Annotated in this window: 18 protein-coding genes and 1 pseudogene; 7 read left to right on the top strand and 12 right to left on the bottom strand. The window is 42.9% G+C overall.

Annotated features, from left to right (window positions below):
* Positions 1-316: 316 nt before the first annotated feature.
* Positions 317-620: pseudogene (locus tag H6F92_RS15665) on the top strand (RNA-guided endonuclease InsQ/TnpB family protein); the annotation flags it as partial.
* A gap of 158 nt (positions 621-778) precedes the next feature.
* Here the strand turns inward: H6F92_RS15665 and H6F92_RS15670 are convergent.
* From H6F92_RS15670 to H6F92_RS15680, 3 genes are read right to left on the bottom strand one after another with little or no spacing between them, the layout of a single operon-like run.
* Positions 779-1186: a ferredoxin gene (locus H6F92_RS15670; protein ID WP_190358638.1), complete on the bottom strand. Its 408-nt coding sequence runs from the start codon at positions 1184-1186 to the stop codon at positions 779-781.
* Positions 1186-1572, bottom strand: coding sequence for a DUF1257 domain-containing protein (locus tag H6F92_RS15675; RefSeq protein WP_002731926.1), 387 nt, complete (start codon positions 1570-1572; stop codon positions 1186-1188). The genes H6F92_RS15670 and H6F92_RS15675 overlap by 1 nt, the downstream gene beginning before the upstream one ends.
* 44 nt (positions 1573-1616) lie before the next feature.
* A complete protein-coding gene (locus H6F92_RS15680; protein WP_002752708.1) occupies positions 1617-1832 on the bottom strand; it encodes a DUF2997 domain-containing protein in 216 nt (71 codons plus the stop codon).
* A gap of 310 nt (positions 1833-2142) precedes the next feature.
* On the opposite strand from H6F92_RS15680, the gene bioU reads away from it, so the two are divergent.
* Positions 2143-3144 (top strand): (S)-8-amino-7-oxononanoate synthase BioU, encoded by a 1002-nt coding sequence (gene bioU / locus H6F92_RS15685; protein ID WP_190358639.1) that lies wholly within the window; start codon positions 2143-2145, stop codon positions 3142-3144.
* Here the strand turns inward: bioU and H6F92_RS15690 are convergent.
* From H6F92_RS15690 to H6F92_RS15700, 3 genes are all read right to left on the bottom strand, one after another.
* Positions 3141-4067 (bottom strand): RluA family pseudouridine synthase, encoded by a 927-nt coding sequence (locus H6F92_RS15690; RefSeq protein ID WP_190358640.1) that lies wholly within the window; start codon positions 4065-4067, stop codon positions 3141-3143. The two genes, bioU and H6F92_RS15690, sit on opposite strands and share 4 nt — an antisense overlap.
* A 455-nt stretch (positions 4068-4522) precedes the next feature.
* Complete coding sequence (locus H6F92_RS15695) at positions 4523-4864, bottom strand: phage holin family protein (RefSeq protein WP_190358641.1); 342 nt, start codon at positions 4862-4864, stop codon at positions 4523-4525.
* Between the two features lie 37 nt (positions 4865-4901).
* A complete protein-coding gene (locus H6F92_RS15700) occupies positions 4902-5675 on the bottom strand; it encodes a hypothetical protein (RefSeq protein ID WP_265795819.1) in 774 nt (257 codons plus the stop codon).
* Positions 5676-5779: 104 nt separating this feature from the next.
* Here H6F92_RS15700 and H6F92_RS15705 point away from each other — a divergent pair, with 104 nt between their 5' ends.
* The 4 genes from H6F92_RS15705 to H6F92_RS15720 all read left to right on the top strand — a co-directional run bounded on the left by H6F92_RS15705 (position 5780) and on the right by H6F92_RS15720 (position 11790).
* Positions 5780-6169 carry a hypothetical protein gene (locus H6F92_RS15705; protein WP_190358642.1) on the top strand — a complete coding sequence of 130 codons (390 nt, stop codon included), beginning with the start codon at positions 5780-5782 and terminating at the stop codon, positions 6167-6169.
* Between the two features lie 106 nt (positions 6170-6275).
* Positions 6276-7178: a WecB/TagA/CpsF family glycosyltransferase gene (locus H6F92_RS15710; protein WP_242030153.1), complete on the top strand. Its 903-nt coding sequence runs from the start codon at positions 6276-6278 to the stop codon at positions 7176-7178.
* Between the two features lie 88 nt (positions 7179-7266).
* Positions 7267-7623 carry an iron-sulfur cluster assembly accessory protein gene (locus H6F92_RS15715; protein WP_002784265.1) on the top strand — a complete coding sequence of 119 codons (357 nt, stop codon included), beginning with the start codon at positions 7267-7269 and terminating at the stop codon, positions 7621-7623.
* A gap of 174 nt (positions 7624-7797) precedes the next feature.
* A complete protein-coding gene (locus H6F92_RS15720; protein WP_190358643.1) occupies positions 7798-11790 on the top strand; it encodes an Eco57I restriction-modification methylase domain-containing protein in 3993 nt (1330 codons plus the stop codon).
* 77 nt (positions 11791-11867) lie between these two features.
* Here H6F92_RS15720 and H6F92_RS15725 read toward each other — a convergent pair whose 3' ends face one another.
* On the bottom strand, positions 11868-12329 hold the full coding sequence (locus tag H6F92_RS15725) for a DUF29 domain-containing protein (protein ID WP_190358644.1): 462 nt from the start codon (positions 12327-12329) through the stop codon (positions 11868-11870).
* A 331-nt stretch (positions 12330-12660) separates the two neighbouring features.
* On the bottom strand, positions 12661-14121 hold the full coding sequence (gene zds, locus H6F92_RS15730) for a 9,9'-di-cis-zeta-carotene desaturase (RefSeq protein WP_190358645.1): 1461 nt from the start codon (positions 14119-14121) through the stop codon (positions 12661-12663).
* Positions 14122-14258: 137 nt separating this feature from the next.
* On the opposite strand from zds, the gene H6F92_RS15735 reads away from it, so the two are divergent.
* Positions 14259-16697 (top strand): glycosyltransferase family 39 protein, encoded by a 2439-nt coding sequence (locus tag H6F92_RS15735; RefSeq protein ID WP_190358646.1) that lies wholly within the window; start codon positions 14259-14261, stop codon positions 16695-16697.
* On the opposite strand, the gene H6F92_RS15740 is transcribed toward H6F92_RS15735, so the two are convergent.
* The 4 genes from H6F92_RS15740 to H6F92_RS15755 form a co-directional block, all read right to left on the bottom strand.
* Positions 16694-16906, bottom strand: coding sequence for a hypothetical protein (locus H6F92_RS15740; protein ID WP_242030155.1), 213 nt, complete (start codon positions 16904-16906; stop codon positions 16694-16696). The two genes, H6F92_RS15735 and H6F92_RS15740, sit on opposite strands and share 4 nt — an antisense overlap.
* A 704-nt stretch (positions 16907-17610) precedes the next feature.
* A complete protein-coding gene (gene leuC / locus H6F92_RS15745) occupies positions 17611-19011 on the bottom strand; it encodes a 3-isopropylmalate dehydratase large subunit (RefSeq protein ID WP_190358647.1) in 1401 nt (466 codons plus the stop codon).
* A 282-nt stretch (positions 19012-19293) separates the two neighbouring features.
* Positions 19294-20292, bottom strand: a complete 999-nt coding sequence (locus tag H6F92_RS15750; protein ID WP_190358648.1) for an MraY family glycosyltransferase — start codon at positions 20290-20292, stop codon at positions 19294-19296.
* 157 nt (positions 20293-20449) lie between these two features.
* Entirely contained in the window at positions 20450-22747 is a 2298-nt protein-coding gene (locus tag H6F92_RS15755) for a RelA/SpoT family protein (RefSeq protein WP_190358649.1), read from the bottom strand.
* Between the last annotated feature and the right edge of the window lies 1 nt (position 22748).

The raw sequence follows: 22748 nt of genomic DNA on the forward strand, positions 1-22748 counted from the left end.
CAATAACAGAGGGACAGAGGTGGTTAGCTGAACGTTGGGAAAAACTGATAGTTTTATCGACGTAAGAAGCAGAAAAATTAGCTAAATTAACAGGATGTACTCTCAGAAAATTTGAAGAGAGATAGGCTTTTAGTGGCTTGGGAACAAGCTTTATCAATTTATTCATAATCAAGATTGGCAGAGGATTAAAGATTAGTTATTGTCACTAACTCTTTTGATTAGAAAAAGATAAACTTGAGAATTTTCATTCAAATTTATTGACTCAAAATCAGCTGTACTTAATTTAAATGAATCAACCCTAGGGTTGGGGGGGTGACAATTAGCCTATAAATGCCGTTGGTATGGGAGAAATTACATCGAAATAGATAGATGGTTTCCTAGCTCTAAAAGGTGTAGTAATTGCGGGTATATTGCCCTTGAAAATGCCGTTAAATGTTCGAGAATGGGACTGTCCAGACTGTGGGACTCACCACGACCGAGATATTAACGCCAGTAAAAATATTTTGGCCGCAGGGCTTGCGGTGTCAGTCTGTAGAGCGACCATAAGACCAGAACAGAGTAAATCTGTTAAGGCAGGTGCGAAAAATCCTTCGGGAAAGAAGCAGAAACCCAAATCGTGAGGTTTGGGAATCGCCGTCCGTTTTACGGCGGCGAGGATGTCAATGTCGTTAAAATCCGAGATAGGATTATTTCCCCTGAGAACTGTAGCAGATTCGATCGAGAACCGCTGCCATGACTTCTAGGAAATAATGGATGGATGAGACTAGACCTATCCACCCTAGAAATCTAAATCTGCGGGGCTAAATTTCTTGTGAATCTGAGGAAAACCTAACTGTTTAATCACTTGATGTTTGCGTTCTTCCTCAAGGGATGACAACTGATTATAATTAACCCAGTGAATACAGTTAACTGGACAAGTCTCGATCGCTTCTTGAATAATTTCTTCTTCGTCACCGTCCTGATTATAGACGCGAGAGCGACCGTATTCGCCTTCAATAAAAAAGGTATTGGGGGCAACGTGGGCGCAGTGTTTACAACCGATACAAGTGACCTCATCGACGTAAACCGCTTTCTGGCGCAGTAAACCGCCCAATTCCGGTTCAAAACCAGTGCGATCGGGGGAATCTCTTAGGAATCCCCCTAACTCTGGTTCAAAACCAGAGCGTTCGGGAGAAAAATCAGCCATTAGGCACTCCAACGTTGTACCACTAGACGAATAGAACCATCAGTATTTTTTTCCTGTGCTGCCACCTGAAAACCCTGTTTAGCAGTTTCTGCCAGAATGGTGTGGTAGGCATAACCTTGATTTACTTTTCTTAAAAATCCTTCTACGGTTAGAGGTTGTTGCCAGTATTGTAAATCGGCAACTAACTCGTACTCGTTACCATTCCAGCGAAAACCGATATCGTAATTGTTATCTTGTTCAATTACCACCTCTGCGCTTAAAGTTTGACCTTGATAACCTTTGACGGGGTGGGAACCCTCTTTCCATTCCATCCCCATATCGCTCAGGGCGGCTTTTAGGTAGGATAGATCGCGGATTTTGGTTTTGATATTGCTAAAGTGTGACATGGCTTTTCAGTGGCTTAAATAAAGGGATTGGGAAAAATGAAAAATTACCAGTCGCTAAAAGTGGCTGCGTTGCTGACTTTCTCTGACTGGCTGACGGTTTGATGGTAATAATCCGAGGTTTTCTCTTGAGACATCAGCTGCCCGAGTTGTGCCTCGATCGCCGCCGTCACCTCTTGACAAGATGAACCGACTATGCCTGTCACCTTTTCCATAACGCGACCATCGGGATAGATGATAAACTCTAGGCTTTCCATGCTCATAGGTCTTCTCGGCGTGATCTGGGGTTTGCAAAGCTCCCTATCGTTTTAATTTACGATAGTTTGCTAATCGTAGCAATCTGGTTAAAATTTTAGCAAAACTTTATATTATCTCGGCCAACCACTTTCATTTTTTGTAAGTTTCCCGTAACTTTTCTTCATCGTCAAGGGCGAACCTTGACCCAGGAGGCACAATTTAACAAAACTACACAAAAAAGACGACCTGAAGCGATAAATTGAAAATAAAGGAGATGCAACGGCGAACCACGACCGCCGAGATCATAGAATTTTGTCTATAGGAATCAGAACAAATATGAATAAACAAACAGCCAGCGATCGCCTTCGGATCGGTGTTTTAGGTTTTGGTGGTTTGGGACAGGCCGCCGCCAGAATTCTCGCCCCCAAACAGGAAATGCTCTGGACTGCCGCCGCCGATAAAGCTGGTTTTGCTTACCACAAAGACGGTCTAGATGTCAATACTTGTAACAAAATTTATCATGACCGGGGTTCGATCGGTTATCTGGAAAATTACGGCAGTCTCAGCGAGAACAGTATCGAGGAATTAATCAAAACTGCCGATGTAGAGGGCTATTTTCTCGCCTTGCCGAATTTACCCAACAATTTCATGGCCGATATCGCTAAAACTTTCATTCGCTTGGGTTGGCGCGGGGTTTTAGTCGATGCGCTCAAACGTACCAGCGCCATGGCACAAATCTTAGCACTACAAACAGACCTAGAAGCCGCCGGCATCACCTACATGACCGGCTGCGGTGCCACCCCCGGACTGTTAACTGCGGCCGCTGCCCTAGCTGCCCAGAGTTATGCAGAGATTCATAGCGTTAAAATTACCTTTGGCGTGGGAATCGCCAACTGGGAGGCTTATCGTGCCACTATTCGCGAAGATATCGCCCATTTACCTGGTTACGACCCAGAAACGGCGCACCGGATGAGTGATGCGGAAGTGGAAATGCTGTTAAATAAAACCAATGGCATTCTCAGCCTCGAAAATATGGAACACGCAGACGATATTATGCTGGAATTGGCTGGAATCTGTGGACGCGATCGGGTTTCCGTCGGGGGTGTGGTGGATACGCGCAACCCGAAAAAGCCCTTAAGTACCAATGTTAAAGTCACGGGGCGGACTTTTGAAGGCAAAATTTCCACCCATACCTTCACTTTAGGTGATGAAACCAGTATGGCGGCTAATGTCTGCGGGCCGGCTTTCGGTTATCTGAAAGCGGGGGTTTCCCTGCATCGTCGCGGTATCTACGGATTATGGACAGCAGCGGAGATTATGCCGCAATTTGTGCGCTAGGGGTTTCTCTGCCGTAAAATAGCTAAAACTTTCGGGAAAATAGCGGGTAAGGGAGCGATCGCTTCTAGGCTCTCTCCCGTGACCGGATGTATTAAGATTAAACGATAGGCGTGGAGTAATTGCCCGGGTAGATTAATTCCGATGGAACGACCGGAACTATAGAGGGTATCCCCAAGAATCGGATGACCGATGTGGCTGCTATGAACGCGAATTTGATGAGTTCTGCCCGTTTCTAGGCGAAATTCCATTAAGGTGTAGTTGCCTAGTCTTTCCTTGATTTGCCAGTGAGTGACAGCATTTCTACCTCCTTTTTCCACGGCAATAATAGCCATCTTTTGGCGATCGCTACGGTGACGACCGATCGGCAGATCAATTGTACCTGTTTCGCTTTTGGGGACACCATGGACAAGGGCTATGTATTCCCGGCGGGCAGTTTTGGTTTTTAATTGTGCCTGTAGGTGTTGATGGGCCTGGTCGGTTTTGGCAATAACGATCGCACCCGTGGTATCCTTATCTAAGCGGTGGACTATACCGGGGCGTTGAATTCCACCAATTCCGGCTAAATTTGGGCAGTGATGCAGTAAAGCGTTGACCAAGGTTCCCGATTCGTGGCCGGGAGCCGGATGAACCACTAAATCGGCAGGTTTATTGATAATAATCAGATAGTCGTCTTCGTAAAGAATATCAAGCTCGATCGCCTCGGCGGTTAATTGCAGGGGTTGACTGTCGGGAATGGTAATCTTTAAGCGATCGCCTTGAGCAACTTTAGTATTTTTATTGGTGCAAATTTGACCATTTAACTGTATATATCCCTGTTCTATCAGTTTTTGCAGCCTCGATCTCGAGAAATCGGGCAATTGTGACCCCATCCAAGCATCTAAACGTTCTTTTTTTCCCGCAACTTCTAAGTTTAATTGGTTCATCGATTTTTAGTGATCAGGGTGTAGGGTGTAGGAGAATCAAGAAAAACTGACTTGAGATTATTTAAACTTAGCTCAACAATTCCAGTTATTTTAACAGTAATTGAACTTGCTCTGGCTGCTTGAGATGGAAATCTTGGGATTAAATTTTCCTGATTTTTAAGTAGGTAGGTGTTAAAAACGTTGAGATGTCCCCTTGTTAAAGATGGATTAAGGGTAGGGTTGATTCATGAATCAACCCTAGGATGAATCAACCCTAGTATTAAGGGGGGATTAAGGGGGGATCTATCTTCAATTTAATTATAACCAGCTACTTAACGACAAAAGCCAGAGCAAATCAGTAGAGATTTCCTCATCTCCAAAAAATAGAGAGACGTTGCTATAATCAACGTCTCTAGATCAGAAATTAATCAATCAGAGTAAGCCAAGCTGTTTTAAACAAGCGAATTTTGCCCACTTTAGTCAACAAAAAAACCATTTAAAACTCCTGAAATGATCGAAACCACGATCGAACCGAATAAAGCAGCAAAGAATGATTCTACCTGAAAACCAGGGATAAAATAGGAGGCTAAAGAAAAGGAAATGGCATTGACCACAAAAATAAATAACCCTAGGGTCAAAATAGTTAAAGGCAGGGTAAAAAGAATCAACACGGGTCTAATAATAGCATTAATTAAACCCAAAGCGACAGCGGCAATTAAAGCCACGGTAAAATCTTTAATTTCTATACCTGGTACTATTTGCGCTGTAATCAATAAAGAGACGGCGGTAATCAACCAACGGAGGAAAAAAGATAACATAAGTCCATCCATCTAAGATAGTTCATCCTCATCTATTCTAATCGCCATCGCCACTTAAAGGGATGCCGGTTTTCAGGGGATGGGAACGAAAAGTGATATTGACTCCTTCTTCTGATTGTTCCAATACCAATAAAGGAGTCGGTTTCGCTTTTTCATCCCAACTCATTAAAACTATTTGTCCATGAATAGTTGGTTGCCAATTAGCTTTATCTGAGTCCGCAGAAAGAAAGGTTTCTATACAATTAGTAATCTCGTTAACGGTAGCGGAACTGGTTTGGGTGGGAAGTTTTGTCAGTTTAATCTGAATCCGAAATAAAACCCCTTTATTCGATTTTCCTTCCTGTGCTTCCACTTCGTAGGTGACATCAAAAGTTTCATTAATCTGTCTTCCTGCACCGACAATTCCTAGGGCATTTTTTGCTGTATTTGGTCGTAAAGCTTCGCCGATTAAGTTAGTTATTTTCATCTTAATCTGGTTAAAAATGACGGAACGAAAAACCGCCTCATCCATCCTCATCCGCAAATAATCGAGATTAAATGCCCTAGAATGGACAAGATCGGGGTCGGTTTCCATTTTTTTGATGGTATGAAGTGCTAACTTCAACTTTTTTTTCAACTCTTTACTTTTAAATTGTTCAATCCTAACTTGTTTCTTGATCTGTTCTATTTTGAATTTGCCGTAAATAATTAAACCGATCAAAGCAATAGTTAAGGCAATTGTGCTATAAAGCCAAGCAGAATTGGAGGGAGAGATTTCAACCGCCGGTTCAGGAGAAGGAACTTGGACGATGGAATTTTCTTGAGAAAACACCGATGGACTCGAAAACCAGACAGGGAACATAGTTTCGGTTACACTGATAATAAACAGCAAGATTTGATCAGACTATCAATCCCAGAAAAGAGACAGGACTAAACATGATATCTAGAAAGAATTTTAGCCAGAACTGGCAAGGACAAATCGGTACAACGAGAATCGTTCAGGGAGCAACTGCTATTTTAATACTAGGGAGTCTGCTTTCTCTCCTCTTGGTACAACCTAGTTTAGCATCTCCTGGGCCACCTAATTCGGTCATCGAGGCTGTCCGTCAAGATTTGAGTCAGAAAACCAAGATATCCGTTAATCGCTTGCAAATTCAAGCAGCACAACGACAAACCTGGCCCGACGGTTGTTTAGGATTAGCTAAACCGGGAGAATTATGTACTCAAGCGCTGGTGGCAGGATGGCGAATTGTTCTGACTGATAACCAAAAAACTTGGGTTTATCGCACCGATAGCAGTGGCGCTAATCTCCGCTTAGAAAAGTGAATTTCCCTTAGACCTCTTGCAAAAATCAAAAATCTTCGGTTAGGTGAGGAGTCAGTAGTCAGTAGTCAGTAGTCAGGAGAATTAAGAATGAGCATTAATCAATTAAATGGTCTATTCACAGATTTTAGGCAATTTTATGCCTATTTTTCTGATTTTTGCCCTCTCAAAAATTAATTATGCAAGAACTTTCTTGATATTTTCTGGCTGCTTTTTGGGCATCCTCAAAGCAGTTAGTCCGGCAGCAGGAGACAATATGTTTTTAGCACATCGATCGATTATTGGCACTCGTTTGGATGCCACCAGTTATCAAGATGCTTGCGATCGCATTCAGTCCTGGGTGGAAAATAATCTCTCCTGCTATATTGTCGCCGCTAACGTCCATGTGGTGATGATGGGTTATTGGCACAAAGCCTATCGTCGTCTGATTAATGGCGCTAATCTGGTGACACCGGATGGAATGCCTCTCGTCTGGGGATTGCGCTTACTGGGGATTAAACAACAAAGTCGCGTCTATGGTCCGGATCTTATGTTAGCCTGTTGCGAGCGAGCTGCCCGCTGCCAAATCCCCATCTATCTCTACGGTGCCACAGAAAAGACCCTAATTGATCTGCAAGCCAATCTTAAACAGCGTTTTCCTGATTTAATTATCGCTGGTAGCTATTCCCCCCCTTTTCGTCCCCTCAGCGACGATGAAGAAGCGCAAGATAGGGACAGAATCCAGCAATCCGGGGCTAAATTGGTTTTTGTCGGGTTGGGATGTCCCAAACAAGAACAGTGGATGGCCCGACAACAGGGAAAATTAAAGGCTGTTATGTTGGGAGTCGGCGCCGCTTTTCGTTTCCACAGTGGTGAAGTGTCTCAAGCACCCGGTTGGGTGATGAAAATCGGCTTAGAATGGCTCTATCGTTTGTTTCAAGAACCTGGTCGTCTCTGGCAACGCTATTTAATTAATAATCCCATTTTTTTGCTTCTTTTTGCCCTGCAACTCCTGCGAGGCCGGGAAAAGTAAACAGTAATCCAGTCATCAGTCCTCAACTATCGTTAAGATGGATAGGAGAAGGCAAAGTTTTATCTACGTTTAGGAGTTCCTGCTAACGATGACACAAGCTACTCAGATTCAAGGAAAAGGAATTTTACTCAGTGAGGCTGCCCTCAAACACCTTACCATGCTCAAAAAGCAACAGGGCAAGGATTTATGTCTGCGCGTGGGTGTGCGTCAGGGTGGTTGTTCGGGAATGTCCTATATGATGGATTTTGAGCATCCTAGCAATATTGGCCCCCAAGATGAGGTTTTCGATTACGATGGCTTCAAAATTGTCTCTGATAAAAAAAGTCTGCTCTATCTCTACGGTCTCATGTTAGATTACAGCAACGCGATGATCGGCGGTGGTTTCCAATTCACTAATCCCAACGCCAGTCAAACCTGTGGCTGTGGTAAGTCTTTTGGCGTTTAATTATTTCTCTGGGGTGATACCTTTCACCCCCGCCTCCCAGAGGCGATTTTTTTTGGCCAAAACCCTTGACAAAATCGGAGACTTGACATATACTTTTTATATAATGGGAATCCGTGCCTGCCTGCGAACCCTTCATTTTTAGGCTAGATACCCTCAATGTTAGGATAATCGGTCATGTCAGGACAAACGGGCAATAAACCACTTTTTTCTCAACACTATCTTGAGCATCGGCTGCCGGATTCTCTGGAATGGCAAGAGGATGTATCCGTGGCATTTTCCCGATTAGAGAGTCTTTATCAACAAAAAAAGGCGATTTTGCCGACTCTTAACGAAGCGCAAACGGAAGCAGAATTAATACAACCGATTCTAGAAATTCTCGGTTTTAGTTATATACCGCAGGTAAGCAGTAGGGGAAAAGGAAGGTCAGAAAGGCCAGATTATGCCCTATTTGCCACAGAAAATGACCGTTATCAAGCCTATGCTCTCCAGAATAATGAAAGAGCCTTTTATAGTCAAGTTTTAGCGATCGCTGAGGCCAAATACTGGCAACGTTCTCTTAGTGACGTTTCTAAGAATGATCAGCGAGATATCTGGAAAAATAGTAATCCTTCCTTTCAGATCACCAATTATCTGACGGGGACGGGAGTAGATTGGGGTATTCTCACCAATGGTCGAGAATGGCGCTTATATTATCGTCAAGCGTCCTCCACAGCCACGGAATTTTATCCAGTGGACTTGATGGAACTATTAGAAGGGGGAGACCGGCAAAAATTTCGGTATTTCTGGTTATTTTTCCGTCAAGAGGCTTTTATTAAGGATATTCACGGTCAGAATTTCCTTGAACGGGTCCGGGAGGGAAGTACCACCTATGCCACTAGAGTGGGTAACGAGTTAAAAGAGTTAGTCTTCGATCGCATTTTTCCCGATATTTCTCAAGGTTTTGTATCATTAAATACAGACATACAGCCAGATTTATTGTATGAGGCGAGTTTATCCCTGCTGTATAAATTATTATTTCTGCTCTACGCAGAAGCGCGGGACTTGCTGCCGGTGAGGGGAGACTATCGCGATTACAGCTTATTGCAAAAGACGCGAGAAATTGCCGTTAAAATCGATCGTCAGCAGGTCTTTAGTGGCACCTCGACGGGAATATACGATGCTCTCCTCAGTTTATTTCGCATTGTCGATCGAGGGGATGCTAATTTAGCCGTACCTCGTTACAACGGGGGTTTATTTGATATGGAAGAAGGCCGGGTGAATTGTTTTCTCGGTCAATATAAGTTATCCGATGCGGTTTTAGCGCCCATCTTAGACAAGTTAGCACGTTTTGAGGGACAGCCGATCGACTATAGTTTTTTAGGTGTGCGACAGTTAGGATCAATTTACGAGGGATTACTGGAATATCGCATCGTGATTGAGGGGGAATCGGTGCATCTGGAAAATGATCGGGGAGAAAGAAAAGCCACCGGTTCCTATTACGCTCCCGATTATATTGTTAAATATATTGTCAGTCATACCCTCAAACCAATTTTAGAGCAAAGAGCGCGACAGTTCGGGGATGTGATGACGGAAATCGCCACCCGAAGACAAGAAAGCAGCGATAGACGTTTAGGAAATCTCAGTCAGCAGGGATTAGAAAAAGAGCTACAACGCTTAGAAAAAAAAGCGATCACTACCTTACTTGATCTTAAACTCTGTGACCCCGCCATGGGAAGCGGACATTTTTTAGTAGAAGCAGTGGACTATCTCACCGATGAGTTAATCCAGATTCTCAATCTTTATCCCGAAGATAATCCCGTTTTAACCATGTTGGAAACCACCCGACAAAACATTATCGACAATCTCCGACAACAGGGAATTATTCTCGATTCTCCCACCCTTGAACCCACGCAATTATTACAGAGAGTGGTGATGAAGCGCTGTATTTATGGGGTGGATATCAATCCGATGGCCGTAGAATTGGCCAAGGTTAGTCTCTGGTTACATTCTTTCACAGTGGGCGCACCTTTGAGTTTTTTGGATCATCATTTACGTTGTGGTAATTCTCTGATCGGAACTACCGCCAAGGATGCAGAAGCCGCTATGATCGAGGAAGAAGGTGGTCAATTAACTCTTTTAACGGGCCCTTTTGTTGGGTTACTTCGGGCCGCGGAAATTATGCGGGGAATTAGTACCCTCAGCGATGCGACTTTTGCTGAAGTGGAAGCAAGTGAACAGTTATTCCGTGATTTTGATAGTCAAGCTAAACCCTACAAGCGTTTATTAGATGTTTTCCTCTCTCGCTTTTTTGGGGTTAAAACTGCTATCGAGTTTCTGCAGCGCTACGGTGGCAATATATCGGCAATTAATTGGGATAAGTTACCCCGATCAGATCAAGGAATTTTAGACCAAGCAGCTAGTTTATATAAAAGTAAGCGCTTTTTTCATTGGGATCTGGAATTTCCTGAAGTTTTTATCGATCTTGATTCCGCTTCTTGGAAGGATAACCCCGGTTTTGATGCAGTAATCGGTAATCCTCCTTATGTTCGACAAGAAGGATTAAAAGATATTAAACCCTTTCTAAAAGAAAATTATCAATCTTTTCATGGAGTTGCCGATTTATACGTTTATTTTGTCGAAATGGGGTTACTATCCTTACAGCAAGGAGGTCACTTGGGTTTGATTATATCAAATAAATTTATGCGTGCTAATTATGGAACGAAATTAAGACAATTTCTAACCCAGCAAACAACTATAAAAGAAATTATCGATTTTGGAGAATTGCCTGTTTTTTCGGAAGCGGCAACTTTTCCATCTATTCTACTGATTGAAAATAATATTGTAGGTCAACAAAATGTTTTAGTATCAAAGATTAAGTCTCTCAAATTCAATAGTTTAATTGATGTGATTAATGATCTGTCATATTATGTATGTGAAAATAGCTTGTCTGTGGAAGGTTGGTCTTTAGCTAAAAATCAGATTGCTACAATTGTCGAAAAATTACCAAAAAAAGCTGTTTTTCTGAGTGAATATGTAAACAATCAGATTTATCTGGGAATTAAAACAGGATGTAACGAAGCATTTGTGATTGACAAAAATATCAAAGAATATTTAGTAAAAACCGACCCAAACAATCAACAATTTATCAAGTCTTTAATAGTAGGAGATGATTTAAGGAAATATGAAATCAAGAATCGGGACTTATATTTATTATTGATTCCCTGGGGATGGACAAAACAAAAAATAGATACAGATCAGGAAAAATTGGCTTGGAATTATCTTTCTTCAATATACCCTTCTCTTACTAAACATCTTGAGGGTTTTGCAGAAAAAGCTAGAAAACGATGTGATCAAGGACAGTTTTGGTGGGAATTAAGATCTTGCACTTATTATGATATTTTTGAAAAACCTAAAATTATTTATCCAGATATTGCTAAAGAATCGCGCTTTACTTTAGATAATAATGGCTTTTACTCAATCAATACTACCTATTTAATTCCTAGCCAAAGTTATTATTTACTAGCTCTTTTAAATTCCAGCTTAATTTTCTTTTATATGTCTCAAAACAGTGCTGTATTGGGGGATACAGAGAAGCAAGGTAGATTAAGATTTTTTGGTCAATACATGGAGAATATCCCCATCCGAAAAATATCTTTTAACACCAATATCGATCACCGTCAACATTGTTTAGAGAAACTTATCAAAAGTTATCAAGAAAAGCAAGAAATATTAAAAGAAATCGAGGAACATATTAGGAGAGAGGAAACCGATATAGTCCATGATATTCTGGCATACTTAGCAGAACAGATGATCGAGATAAATCGGGAAAAACAAAAAGAAATCAAAAGCTTTTTAAGATATTTAGAGAGAATAATCGGCAGTGCGATCGATAATTTAACCAACAAATCAAAAATCCAAAACTATCTCGGTGACTACCAAAAAAGCGAACCTCATCTTAGCTTGGATCAGCTGTGGGAGATACTGAAAAAGAACAAAAAGAAAATTACCGTTAACTTACTCGATCGTCAAATACAGGAAACCCTAGAAAAAGAATATCAAACCAGTCTAGATAAACTTTTGCCACTAAAACAACAATTAAGCGCCACCGATGAATTAATCGATCTAATTGTTTATAAACTCTATGGATTAAGCGAGGAAGAAATTAAAATTATTGAAGGGAGAGAGTGAAAAAAGAATCAGCTGCCTGCGTATTTAAATTACTTGTTGAGATACAGATACCCGTCGAGGTGGTATAACCGTTAAATTTACGACCAATCTTGACTGGTATCGCAGAGGAAATGGTCGGTCATGATGTCCTCGAAGGTGAAGGGACAGTGAGAGGGAAAAGTCCGTATCGGTAAATCCGTGTCCCGCAAAGCCAAATCGACTCCGGCCTCGAAAGCATCGGATAAAGCCGTCGGTATCCGGGATTTTAAACTAGGATTACCCTCTAGATGCCGTCTGATCCCTCGTCTCTGTTCTCTAATCGTCAAAAACCAGCTGCGAGAACGTTTATCCGGCTGATATTCCCATTTGAGAAGATGTCCTACCAAAACGGTTAGACGGCTCACCAGTTCTCGATATTCTTGTTTACCCAAGGAAATGATTTCCTCCCGTAAGTTTTGCCAGTCCAGAGCTTCTACCTGTCGGTTGGCTAGAGCTTTCGCTTGTAGCTCTGTCCACCCGTAGAAGTCGGATTCATACAGGGAATTGGCTCGATCTTTCATATTGGAGCAGCCTTGACAATTAAAGATATGGCGTTCTATTCAGTAGTTCTAGTATTCTAGTTGTGGATAGGTAAAATCGGCTCTCTTCTTCTTTGTGTGATCTCGCGTAGCGAGCGCGTTGCGACCAGTTTAACTTATATAGGAGCGATCGATCTTTGTGTTCTTTGTGTCTTTGTGGTTCCTTCCACTCCCTCGCCAGCAGGACTGTATCTTAAAATACATTTTACCCACCAAACCCAAGAGAGAATCAGCTGCCTGCGTATTTAAATTACTGGTTGAGATGAGGTAAAAGGCAATCCCTTCTCAAGAGAGGAGATTGCCGGCTGTTTGCTCAAACCGTGGCTAAAGATTTCCAGCGCTCGGCCTGTTGTAAGATGGCTTTGGCTGCCTGTTTACCCGATAAAGTGGCCCCTTCCATGCTATCAATGTAATCCTGTTGGGTATAACTACCGGCAAGGAAAAAGTTAGGGATAGGAGTCGCTTGCGAGGGACGATAGACATCCATCCCCGGTGCTTCCCGATAGAGACTCTGGGCCAATTTCACCACGCTAAACCAAGTCATCTTTAACTCCCGTGAGGAGGGAAATAACTGATGGACTTGCGCTAAAACGTGCTGGGCGATATCTTCATTTTTAGCTTTAATAAAAGGATCCCCGGGCGTTAAAACCAACTGTAATAAAGAACCTTCTCCGGGGCGATAATAATCCCTAGGACTGGTGAGAGCAAGATCTGCAAAACAGGAAAAATCCGCTTGGTGGGTGTACAAAAGATTATCAATTCCCACCGCTTTTTGCAGTTGTCGCCGTTTTTCGGCATCATTTAATTCCGTCACCCAACCGTCAAAACGCAATTGTACCGTGGCGACGGGGACGGCTTCTAGTCGGAAAATATTGTCAAAAATCGGCATTTTTCGCCAATCTTGGGGAATAAGACGCTGAATACCGGGGACATCACCAGCGCAAACATAGGCATCTGCGGTGATAGTTTCTGTGGTTTCTCCGTTAGCGACGATCAGGCCATTAACTTGCAGATTTTCGCCCTCTCCAGAATAGAGAATTTCCCGCACCTGACGACGGGTGGAGATTTTGGCACCCCGGGCTTCCAGATAGTTAATAATCGGTTTATGTAGGTATTCGTGGGGGGAACCTTCCAACATCCGCAGGACGGAAGCTTCGGTTTTAGCGGCAAAAAATTGGAAAATCGTCAGCATACAACGGGCCGAGATATTTTCCGTATCGATAAATCCTAAGGCATAGGCGATCGGATTCCACATTTTTTTTAAACTGCCGTCATTACCGCCATGGCTACGAAACCAATCGGCAAAACTAATCGAGTCCAGATCCCGAATCGTTTTCATCGCTCCTTGAAAGTCTATCAGACCGCGGACGATGGGACTGGTACCTAAGGCCAGAGAATTAAAGATTTTATCGGCTGCCGAGAGTTGGGAGGAGGTAAAAAAGGCTTTTAAACCGTTAAAAGGCGCACCTGCGACGAAACGGAAGTCTAATTCGCCGATTTTTCCCCCTTCGTTGATAAAAGTGTGGGTGTGTTCTTTGAGTAGTAGGGATTGAAAAGCGCCCACTTTTTTCATTAACTCAAAAAGATTATAGTAACAACCAAAAAAGACGTGCAAGCCCATCTCGATGTGATTACCGTCCGCATCTACCCAACTACCGACTTTTCCTCCGACAAAGGGACGAGATTCTAATATTTCTACTGTACAGCCCGCATCGACCAGATCGATAGCTGTTGCCATTCCCGCTAATCCCGCACCAACGATCACCACTCGCATTTGTCAAGTTCCTGTTACAATTTTTCACTAAATCTTTATTTTACCCCGATCGGTCTGGTGTTTCTCGCTGGCGATTTTTTCAGGGTCGCTTGAGAGCGTGGCAGAATAATTGAGAGTTGCACTAGGGAGAAGTCATTTTGAAGCGATCGCTAGATAGGAGACAGGGATTAATTATTGTCAGTATTATTTGGATATTGGGGATATTAGTCGATAGATTCTGGTTTAGTCTGGATCATACTATTCCTGCTTGGGATCAGGCCGATTATCTCAACGGTGGCATTATCTATACCCAAGCTTTCCAAAATCCGCGCTGGTTTGATGGGGATTGGTGGCGCGGTTTATGGCTAATGTCCCCGAAAATTCCCCCTTTAACCTATCTTTTAACGATTCCCTTCTTTAATCTCTTTGGTATTAGTCTTGACGCGGGTATGTGGGTAATGGCTATCTATAGCACCCTACTGCTCTTTTCTGTGTACGGATTGGGAATTATCCTCTTTAATGGGACTGTGGCTTTATGGGCGGTCTTAATCTGTCAATTTCTCCCCGGTTTATACTATTATCGCCTCGAATATCTCTTAGATTTTCCCTTAGCGGCAATTGTAACGTTTTCTTACTTTTGCTTGACATGGTGGCGATTTAGTGGTCAAGGCTGGCTAAAAGCGATCGCTTTCGGTATTTCTTTCGGTTTAGGGATGTTAGTCAAACAAACCGCCCTATTTTTCCTCTTTTTACCGATTTTGTGGGTATTGGGCGAAAATCTCCGGCGAAAACGTTGGGGCAATCTAGCGCAATTAATGCTCAGTTTTTTGACGGCAGCATTGTTAATGTTTCCCTGGTATCGGACGAATTGGTTATTAATGTTAACTGCGGGCAAACGTGCCACGGTAGATTCGGCGATTTTGGAGGGAGATCCGCCTCTTACCAGTCCAGATGCCTGGACATTTTACGCCCAAGTTTTACCCTATTTTCTTTCTTGGGTATTGTTATTAGTTCCCGTGGTGGGATTATTAATCTCATTACGTCATAGAAAAACCGAAGATAAGGTTAATCGTCCTGTGTGGATTTGGTTAGGAGTTTTTCTGCTGGGGGGATACCTATTATCATCCCTCAACATCAATAAAGATGCTCGTTATATTTTGCCGCTTTTACCGACTTTATCCTTAATTTTATCCGTCGGTTTATTATCTTGGTGCGGTCGTTTTGCCCCCGCTATCCGTTGGGGAACGATAACTATTGCCGCTATCCTCACCAGCTTAAATTTATTCCCCTTGGGGGGAGAGCTAATTACTAACGTTTTCAGTCCCGAATTACAACACCATCCCTATTTAAAAACCGGCTGGCAACAGGAAGAAGTAGTTAAAGAGATTCTAGCCGATTCTCCCTATCTTCGCAGCACTCTAGGGGTTTTACCTTCCACCCCCGAATTAAATCAACATACTCTCTCTTTCTACGGTGGTAAACATAATTCCCAGGTTGCCGGCAGACAGGTGGGAGTTCGGGAAGAAGATATCGAAAAGGATGTCAATTCTTTAGATTGGTTTTTAACTAAAACTGGTGAACAGGGTTCCGTCCCCGATGTCCAGAAAAAAATTGTTAATCGAGTCGCCACTGGTTCAGATTTCCAAGTGGAAAAAACTTGGCAGCTACCGGATGATAGTACCCTTTCCCTACACCGTAAAATAGACCCCTCCGTCACGGTTAAAACCCTTGAAAATGCGCCAAAACAGGTGGAATTAAGAGAGATTGCCATTGCCGAAAAAGCCTCTCCTAATCAACCAATTCCTGTGGTTTACAAATGGGCAGGAGACTGGCAACAATTAAAGTCAGGGGTAGTGATTTTAACTTGGCAAGAAGTGGACGGTAAGGATTATTGGATGCACGATCATGGTATTGCTATGGGGGGATTAATGGCAGAAAAATTAACTCCAGAAGAGCAACAAAATGGTTTTGAAGTTACTGAAAAAACCGCCATGCAGTCGGCAGCAACCCCCGGAGTTTATCGCTTATCTGCTGTCTATCTCAATCGGGAAACTGGCGAAACCTATCCGATTAAAACTAATGCTCAAATTACTATCGATCCTCAAGTTCCCAAGTTAGCAACGCCCCAATTAGATTTAGTCACCCAATTGCGCTTAAAGTCTGCTAATATTGGTCAAGGATTAACGGGTATTGAGCCAATTTTTGAGTTAACTAATCGTATCAATCAATACGATTCGATTCAGGATTATGTGCTGCAAGCAGACAAAGCTTTTTCCTATCGTTTACAGCAACAAAATCCCCCCGATAAGTTATCTTTAGCCTACGGATTAGCAATTTCTAAGGTACTACAACAGGATGTGGCAGGGGCAATAAAAGCCACGGAGGAAATGATTAAAATTGACCCCCATAATCCCTATCATTATGCTTATCAAGGTTTTATTTATCTCTACGATTGGCAACCGCAAGCAGCCCAAAAAGTCTTAGATCAAGCTAGACAATTAAATCCCGATAGTGAGGAAATTAAGACTTTAAATGCAGTGGCTGCCTTGATGGGGGGAAATCTCGTTAAAGCTTGGCAATTATGGCAGTCAAATTAAAAGAGAGTGGGAAGTAGGGTGTGGGGTGTAGGGTGTTGGGGTGTGGGGAAGTGGGGAGTTTTCTCAGTGAACTGATAACTGATAACTGATAACTGATAACTGATAACTGATAACTGATAACTGATAACTGATAACTGATAACTGATAACTGATAACTGATAACTGATAACTGATAACTGATAACTGACTTCTAACCCAATGTTGGACAAAGATAAGTAAAAATTATTGATTTACTGCAAAAACTTGAGAATATTTAAATTAACATTCCGCAATATTTATAAATTCTTAAGAATTAATTGAGAAATATTTTTATTTAACAACGACGTTATGCTGGTAACAGCGATTTGATAGAATTTCATAATGGGTTATTCTGTGCTTTTTTGGGCAGCAATGGTTGAAACCCTTGCCACACCTAGAAGGTGATCCTAATTAAAACGGGTAAATCAGTCAATTTCACCCACAACGATGATCTTTTTTTTATGTAGTTTTATTGCAAAAAAAAAGTTTTTTTGACAAAAAGCACAAAGTATGATAATTAGTCGTGCAAAATTAATTTCCTAGTCGAGACAGGAGACAGGAGACGGGAGACAGGAGACGGGAGACAGCTATTAGGGATCGGATGTGAGTTTTCAGTTCTCTGTTTGCTCACATCAGCAGAAGTCTCACGGAGTAGTGGCTTAGATGTGTAATTAATTTTGCTTAGCTACTTAATAACCCAAGGTATTTCTGGTTGCGAGTAATTATTGTAGAGAAGGGAGAAGGGGAGAAGGGAGTGAGAAGTGGGAAGTGGGGAAGTGGGGAAGCTGTCTCATCACCCTATCACCCCAAAACCCTATCACCCTATCTCCTGCCTCCTGACTCGGAGACTCCTGACTCCTGACCCCACTAACAAACTTTTTGCCGCAAACCCTATTTAATTTAACAACTCCCTGGGATCGGTGACTTCCCCTTTAATTGCTGCCGCTACCACCATCGCCGGACTCATCAACAAAGTACGACCGGAAGCGGAACCTTGACGACCTTTAAAATTACGATTGGAGGAGGAGGCGCTGATCTGATCTCCCTGCAATTTATCGGGATTCATGGCTAAACACATGGAACAGCCCGCCTCGCGCCATTCAAAGCCCGATGCTAGGAAAATTTGGTCTAATCCTTCTGCTTCCGCTTGTTTTTTGACTCTTTCGGAACCGGGGACGATAAAAGCTTTCACATGGGGGGCAACACGATGACCTTGGGCAAATTTGGCCGCTTCGCGCAGATCACTGATCCGTCCGTTAGTACAGCTACCGACGAAGCAGACATCGATTTTTGTGCCTTTAATCGGGGTGCCGGGGGTGAGTTTCATGTATTGATAGGCTTCCTCTGCGATCGCTCTTTCACTTTCTGGTAAACTTTCGGGAGTGGGAATGATTTCGTTAACCCCGATTCCTTGGCCCGGAGTAATCCCCCAAGTAACTGTGGGTTCGATTTCACCGGCATCAAAGACCACCACATCGTCATAAACCGCATCGGCATCGCTTTTAATGCTTTCCCACCAATTAACCGCACTTTCCCAGTCTTTGGGCGCAAAATCACGACCTTTGAGGTAATCGTAGGTGATTTGATCAGGGTTGATATAACCACATCGGGCCCCACCTTCGATCGCCATGTTACAAATCGTCATTCTTTCTTCCATGGACATCCGTTCGATTGTACTACCAGCGTACTCATAGGCATAACCAACACCGCCTTTAACGCCTAATTGACGGATAATATGGAGAATTACATCTTTAGCATAGACACCGGGGTTTAAATCGCCGTTTACCTCTACTCGACGCACTTTTAATTTCGATAGGGATAGGGTTTGGGTAGCAAGAACATCGCGCACTTGGGAAGTGCCGATGCCAAAAGCGATCGCCCCAAAAGCGCCGTGGGTGGAGGTGTGGGAATCACCACAGGCGATCGTCATCCCCGGTTGGGTTAGACCCTGTTCAGGAGCGATCACATGAACTATGCCCTGATTGCCGGAACCGATGCCATAGAAAGGAATATGATTGGTTTGAACATTAGTTTCGATCGCCCGGATCATTTCCTCGGCCAAATCGTCAAGGAAAGGACGCGCCTGATTTTCGGTGGGGACGATGTGATCGACGGTGGCAATAGTCCGTCCTGGAAATAATACTTTTAAACCCCTTTCTCTTAGCATCGAAAAAGCTTGGGGACTGGTGACTTCATGGACTAGATGCAGTCCGATAAATAATTGTGTCTGTCCACTGGGAAGAATCTTAACCGTGTGTGCGTCCCAGACTTTATCGAATAATGTTCTTGCGCTCATTGACCTTGGAATGATAGTCATCTCCTTGATTCTATCAGCTAACCCTGGCCGATAAATATTAATTTTTTCTTTTCTCTTGGTTAGTAGGGATAATAGGTAAATAGCTCTGTTTTTGCCAGAGATTAAAACCATCAGTTTTTGACTGAAAGCAACGACTTTCGCTAATAACTATTTGAGTAATTCCTGCTGCTCCTTACCCCCCGTTTCCTATAATCTTTCAAGAGGATTTAGTCTAACATTCTCTAGGTTTGAATAACCCCTCAGTCCATAGCCATAAAAAATTTATTCTTTTCTTGTCACTGATAAATTATGCTCGCTAACTTTCCTGTTAACATAAATTTCTCCGAGAAAAATTAATCCTATAATCAGAGGTAAACTCAGCCATGATCCTAGGATTCCTAAGGAGTTAATACTAATAGCAATCAGGAGAGTTACCCCCATATAAATAATTGCTACTTGTGGATGAGACAAGCCTGATTTTTGTAATCTTTGATAAAGGTGACTGCGGTGAGATTGGAAGATATTTTCCCTTTTTAATAATCGACAAATAAGGGTATAAATAGCATCACCAATCAGAGGTAAAGTGATAGTTAAAGCTGACCAAGCCTGACTTTGATTGCCCTGGTTATTAAGTAAAACCATAGCGACAATTGCCCCTAAACTGGTGCTACCCACATCACCCATAAAAATTTTCGCTGGCGACCAATTCCAGAGGAGAAAACCACCTAAAGCTGCCACTAAAAGCCATAAAATTGGTTGCTGAAAATAGAGAGCGAGAAATCCTAATTGTACCGCCGTACAGCCAGCCACCAAGCCATCAAGACCATCCATAAAATTATAAAAGTTAATGATCGCGGTCAGTCCGATAATTGTGAGAATAATAGCTAAAATTTTGCCGCCAAAACCCAAATCTAATAGCCACGATTGGGGAAAAGCACCGAAAAAAGTAACCGCAACACTAGCGGAGGATAACTGCACTAAATAGCGAATACTAGAGGGAATACCGCGACGATCATCGAGAAGGCCGATAATAATCAAAGGAGTCAGGGATAACCACAGGGGAATGAGAGGTAGGGAAGGAGAAAGGAGAAAATAACTGAGGCAGCCGGTCAGAGCAAAAGCGACGACAAAACCGAGTCCACCCCCCCTAGGTGTGGGTTGAGTATGGCTGCTACGCTCATTGGGAATATCTAACAATTGTTGACTAAAACGTTGTTTAATCAAAGCAACCACCAGAAAACTAATCAGAAAACTGATGACTGAGAGTAGGGATAATAACATAAGGATTTTTGCGCTCAGATTAATTATCGATCCTACGTTGTTCGGTGACAAAAAGTGCAGATATTGGCAGCGTGGTTTTAGTCAGTGTCAGCATCGTAGTTCAACAGCTAAGACACTCCAGGGTTTGGGGGATATTAGCAGAAATTTTAGGTTTAACTTACTCTCGATCGCTTTTTACCTGACTGATGCGACGAACGTTTAAAATATCACTCATCAGCTTAATTTGAGTAACACAGCGTTCAAATTGTTGCAGGTCTTTTACTTCAATTTTCAGAGAAATTAAAGCGGGTTTACCGAAATTAGTCTTAACTCCAGCATTGCGAACGTTAATATTTTGGTCACTTAAACGAGAGAGAATATCTTTTAAAACCCCGACGCGATCAATCACTTCAATCTGAATATTTACGGGATAAGTTGGATAACGTCCCTGGTCATCTATAGGATTCCAACTAACAGGAATTAAGCGTTCAGCTTCGGCTTTTTCCACATTCGAGCAGCCCTGACGGTGAATAACAATACCTTCCCCTGCATGGGCGACTATACCGGTAATATTTTCCCCTGGTAAAGGACAACAACAACCGGCTAAACGATAGACTAATCCCTCCACACCGGCGATCGGTGATTTACTAACGGGTAAAGCCCTTTGAACGGGAGAAGGTGGTAGAATTAATTGGGAATCAGTTAGGACATCGGACGGATTTTTGACCGTTAAAATTTCCTGTTGATTTTTAACTGTTTCTTGCAGACGATTAACCACATTTTTTAGGGTAACTTCGCCGTAACCCAAGGCCGCCAATAAATCATCCACTGCCACATAATTGCACTGTTTAGCCACCGATTGCATTCGTTCTGATTTCAGCAGAGCATCGAAGCCAGTTTTACCTAATTCTTTCTCTAATAAATCACGACCTCGGCTAATATTTTCTTCTCGGCGCGATTTTTTGTACCATTGCCGGATGCGATTTCTGGCGCTAGGAGTAACGACAAAATTTAACCAATCTAAACTAGGGTGACTATGCTTGCTGGTGAGAATTTCCACCAGATCACCATTTTGCAAGGGAGCATCAAGAACTGACCATTTACCATTAATTCTTGCCCCTTTCATCTGATTACCTACTTCGCTATGAATATGATAGGCAAAATCTACCGGTGTCGCACCTTGGGCGAGGGCCACCACATCACCTTTGGGGGTGAAAACATAGATATCTTCTTCAAAGAAATTATTTTTGAGGCCATCCATGTATTCTTGGCCATCTTTAAGGTCTTTTTGCCAGTCGAGCAGATTACGCAGCCAAGCGAATTTTTCATCCGCCGCGGTTAAAGTTGTGTGACTAGAACCGGTTTCTTTATACTTCCAATGGGCCGCAATCCCGTATTCAGCAACATGGTGCATTTCTAGGGTGCGAATCTGCACTTCTAGGGGACGGGCATTTAAACCAACAACGGTGGTATGGAGGGATTGATAACGGTTAGCTTTTGGTAAACCGATATAGTCTTTAAAACGGTTGGGAATCGGGGTAAATTGGTCGTGAACTATGGCTAAACAACGATAACATTCCTCTTTGGTTTCGACGATAATGCGGACGGCGGCAATATCATAAATCTGCTCGAATTCTTTGCCCTGATTGTGCATTTTATGATAGATGCCATAGAGATGTTTGGGGCGACCCTGTAAATCAAGAACTTTTATGCCAATTTCTTGCAATTTTTCCCGCAATGTGTTAGTGACGGTTTCGATGCGGGCCTCTCGATCGATACGTTTTTCCGATACCAATAACTGCACGGTGCGATAAGCATCGGGTTCGAGGTATTTAAAGCATAAATCCTCTAATTCCCATTTAAATCTGCCAATCCCTAAACGGTTAGCCAGAGGAGCAAAGATTTCTCTAGTTTCTAGGGCGATGCGTTGCTGCTGTTGCGGGGTGAGGTGTTCGAGGGTTTGCATATTGTGCAGGCGATCGGCTAATTTTACCACGATGACGCGGATATCTTGAGCCATCGCCAGGAACATTCGGCGAAAATTCTCCGCTTGCCGTTCAGTTTTGCTAGAAAAGTTGAATTTGGAGAGTTTTGTCACCGCTTCCACCAAATTACGCACCTCAACACCGAATCTAGCCTCGATTTCCTCGGGGGTGACTTCCGTATCTTCCACCACATCGTGAAGGAATCCCGCCGCGATCATTGCCCCATCACCTCCCAGATCCCGCAGTAATCCCGCCACAGCTATGGGATGGGCGATATAGGGTTCCCCGGATTTGCGATACTGGCCCTCGTGGAGTTTGTGGGCGAAATTAAAGGCCCGACAGATTAAATCGATATCGGGATTCTGGGGGTCGTTTTCGTAGGTAATCAGACATTCTTGCAGCCAATCGGGTAAAACTAACGCTTTTTTCGGTTCCGTGGCCCGGGGAAGGACGGTGAGGGTTTCTGGTTGGATGGCAGTGATGGCGTTCATG

Source organism: Microcystis wesenbergii FACHB-1317 (assembly GCF_014696875.1).
In the GTDB taxonomy this organism is placed as follows: Bacteria; Cyanobacteriota; Cyanobacteriia; order Cyanobacteriales; family Microcystaceae; genus Microcystis; species Microcystis wesenbergii_A.

What these genes read in the sequence shown, in the direction of transcription:
- H6F92_RS15755 (WP_190358649.1), bottom strand. Translation starts at nt 22,747, where the DNA reads ATGAACGCCATCACTGCCATCCAACCAGAAACCCTCACCGTCCTTCCC.
- H6F92_RS15705 (WP_190358642.1), top strand. Translation starts at nt 5,780, where the DNA reads ATGATATCTAGAAAGAATTTTAGCCAGAACTGGCAAGGACAAATCGGT.
- zds (WP_190358645.1), bottom strand. Translation starts at nt 14,121, where the DNA reads ATGCGAGTGGTGATCGTTGGTGCGGGATTAGCGGGAATGGCAACAGCT.
- H6F92_RS15725 (WP_190358644.1), bottom strand. Translation starts at nt 12,329, where the DNA reads ATGAAAGATCGAGCCAATTCCCTGTATGAATCCGACTTCTACGGGTGG.
- H6F92_RS15720 (WP_190358643.1), top strand. Translation starts at nt 7,798, where the DNA reads ATGTCAGGACAAACGGGCAATAAACCACTTTTTTCTCAACACTATCTT.
- H6F92_RS15675 (WP_002731926.1), bottom strand. Translation starts at nt 1,572, where the DNA reads ATGTCACACTTTAGCAATATCAAAACCAAAATCCGCGATCTATCCTAC.
- H6F92_RS15680 (WP_002752708.1), bottom strand. Translation starts at nt 1,832, where the DNA reads ATGAGCATGGAAAGCCTAGAGTTTATCATCTATCCCGATGGTCGCGTT.
- bioU (WP_190358639.1), top strand. Translation starts at nt 2,143, where the DNA reads ATGAATAAACAAACAGCCAGCGATCGCCTTCGGATCGGTGTTTTAGGT.
- leuC (WP_190358647.1), bottom strand. Translation starts at nt 19,011, where the DNA reads ATGAGCGCAAGAACATTATTCGATAAAGTCTGGGACGCACACACGGTT.
- H6F92_RS15670 (WP_190358638.1), bottom strand. Translation starts at nt 1,186, where the DNA reads ATGGCTGATTTTTCTCCCGAACGCTCTGGTTTTGAACCAGAGTTAGGG.
- H6F92_RS15695 (WP_190358641.1), bottom strand. Translation starts at nt 4,864, where the DNA reads ATGTTATCTTTTTTCCTCCGTTGGTTGATTACCGCCGTCTCTTTATTG.
- H6F92_RS15750 (WP_190358648.1), bottom strand. Translation starts at nt 20,292, where the DNA reads ATGTTATTATCCCTACTCTCAGTCATCAGTTTTCTGATTAGTTTTCTG.
- H6F92_RS15690 (WP_190358640.1), bottom strand. Translation starts at nt 4,067, where the DNA reads ATGAACCAATTAAACTTAGAAGTTGCGGGAAAAAAAGAACGTTTAGAT.
- H6F92_RS15710 (WP_242030153.1), top strand. Translation starts at nt 6,276, where the DNA reads ATGGTCTATTCACAGATTTTAGGCAATTTTATGCCTATTTTTCTGATT.
- H6F92_RS15715 (WP_002784265.1), top strand. Translation starts at nt 7,267, where the DNA reads ATGACACAAGCTACTCAGATTCAAGGAAAAGGAATTTTACTCAGTGAG.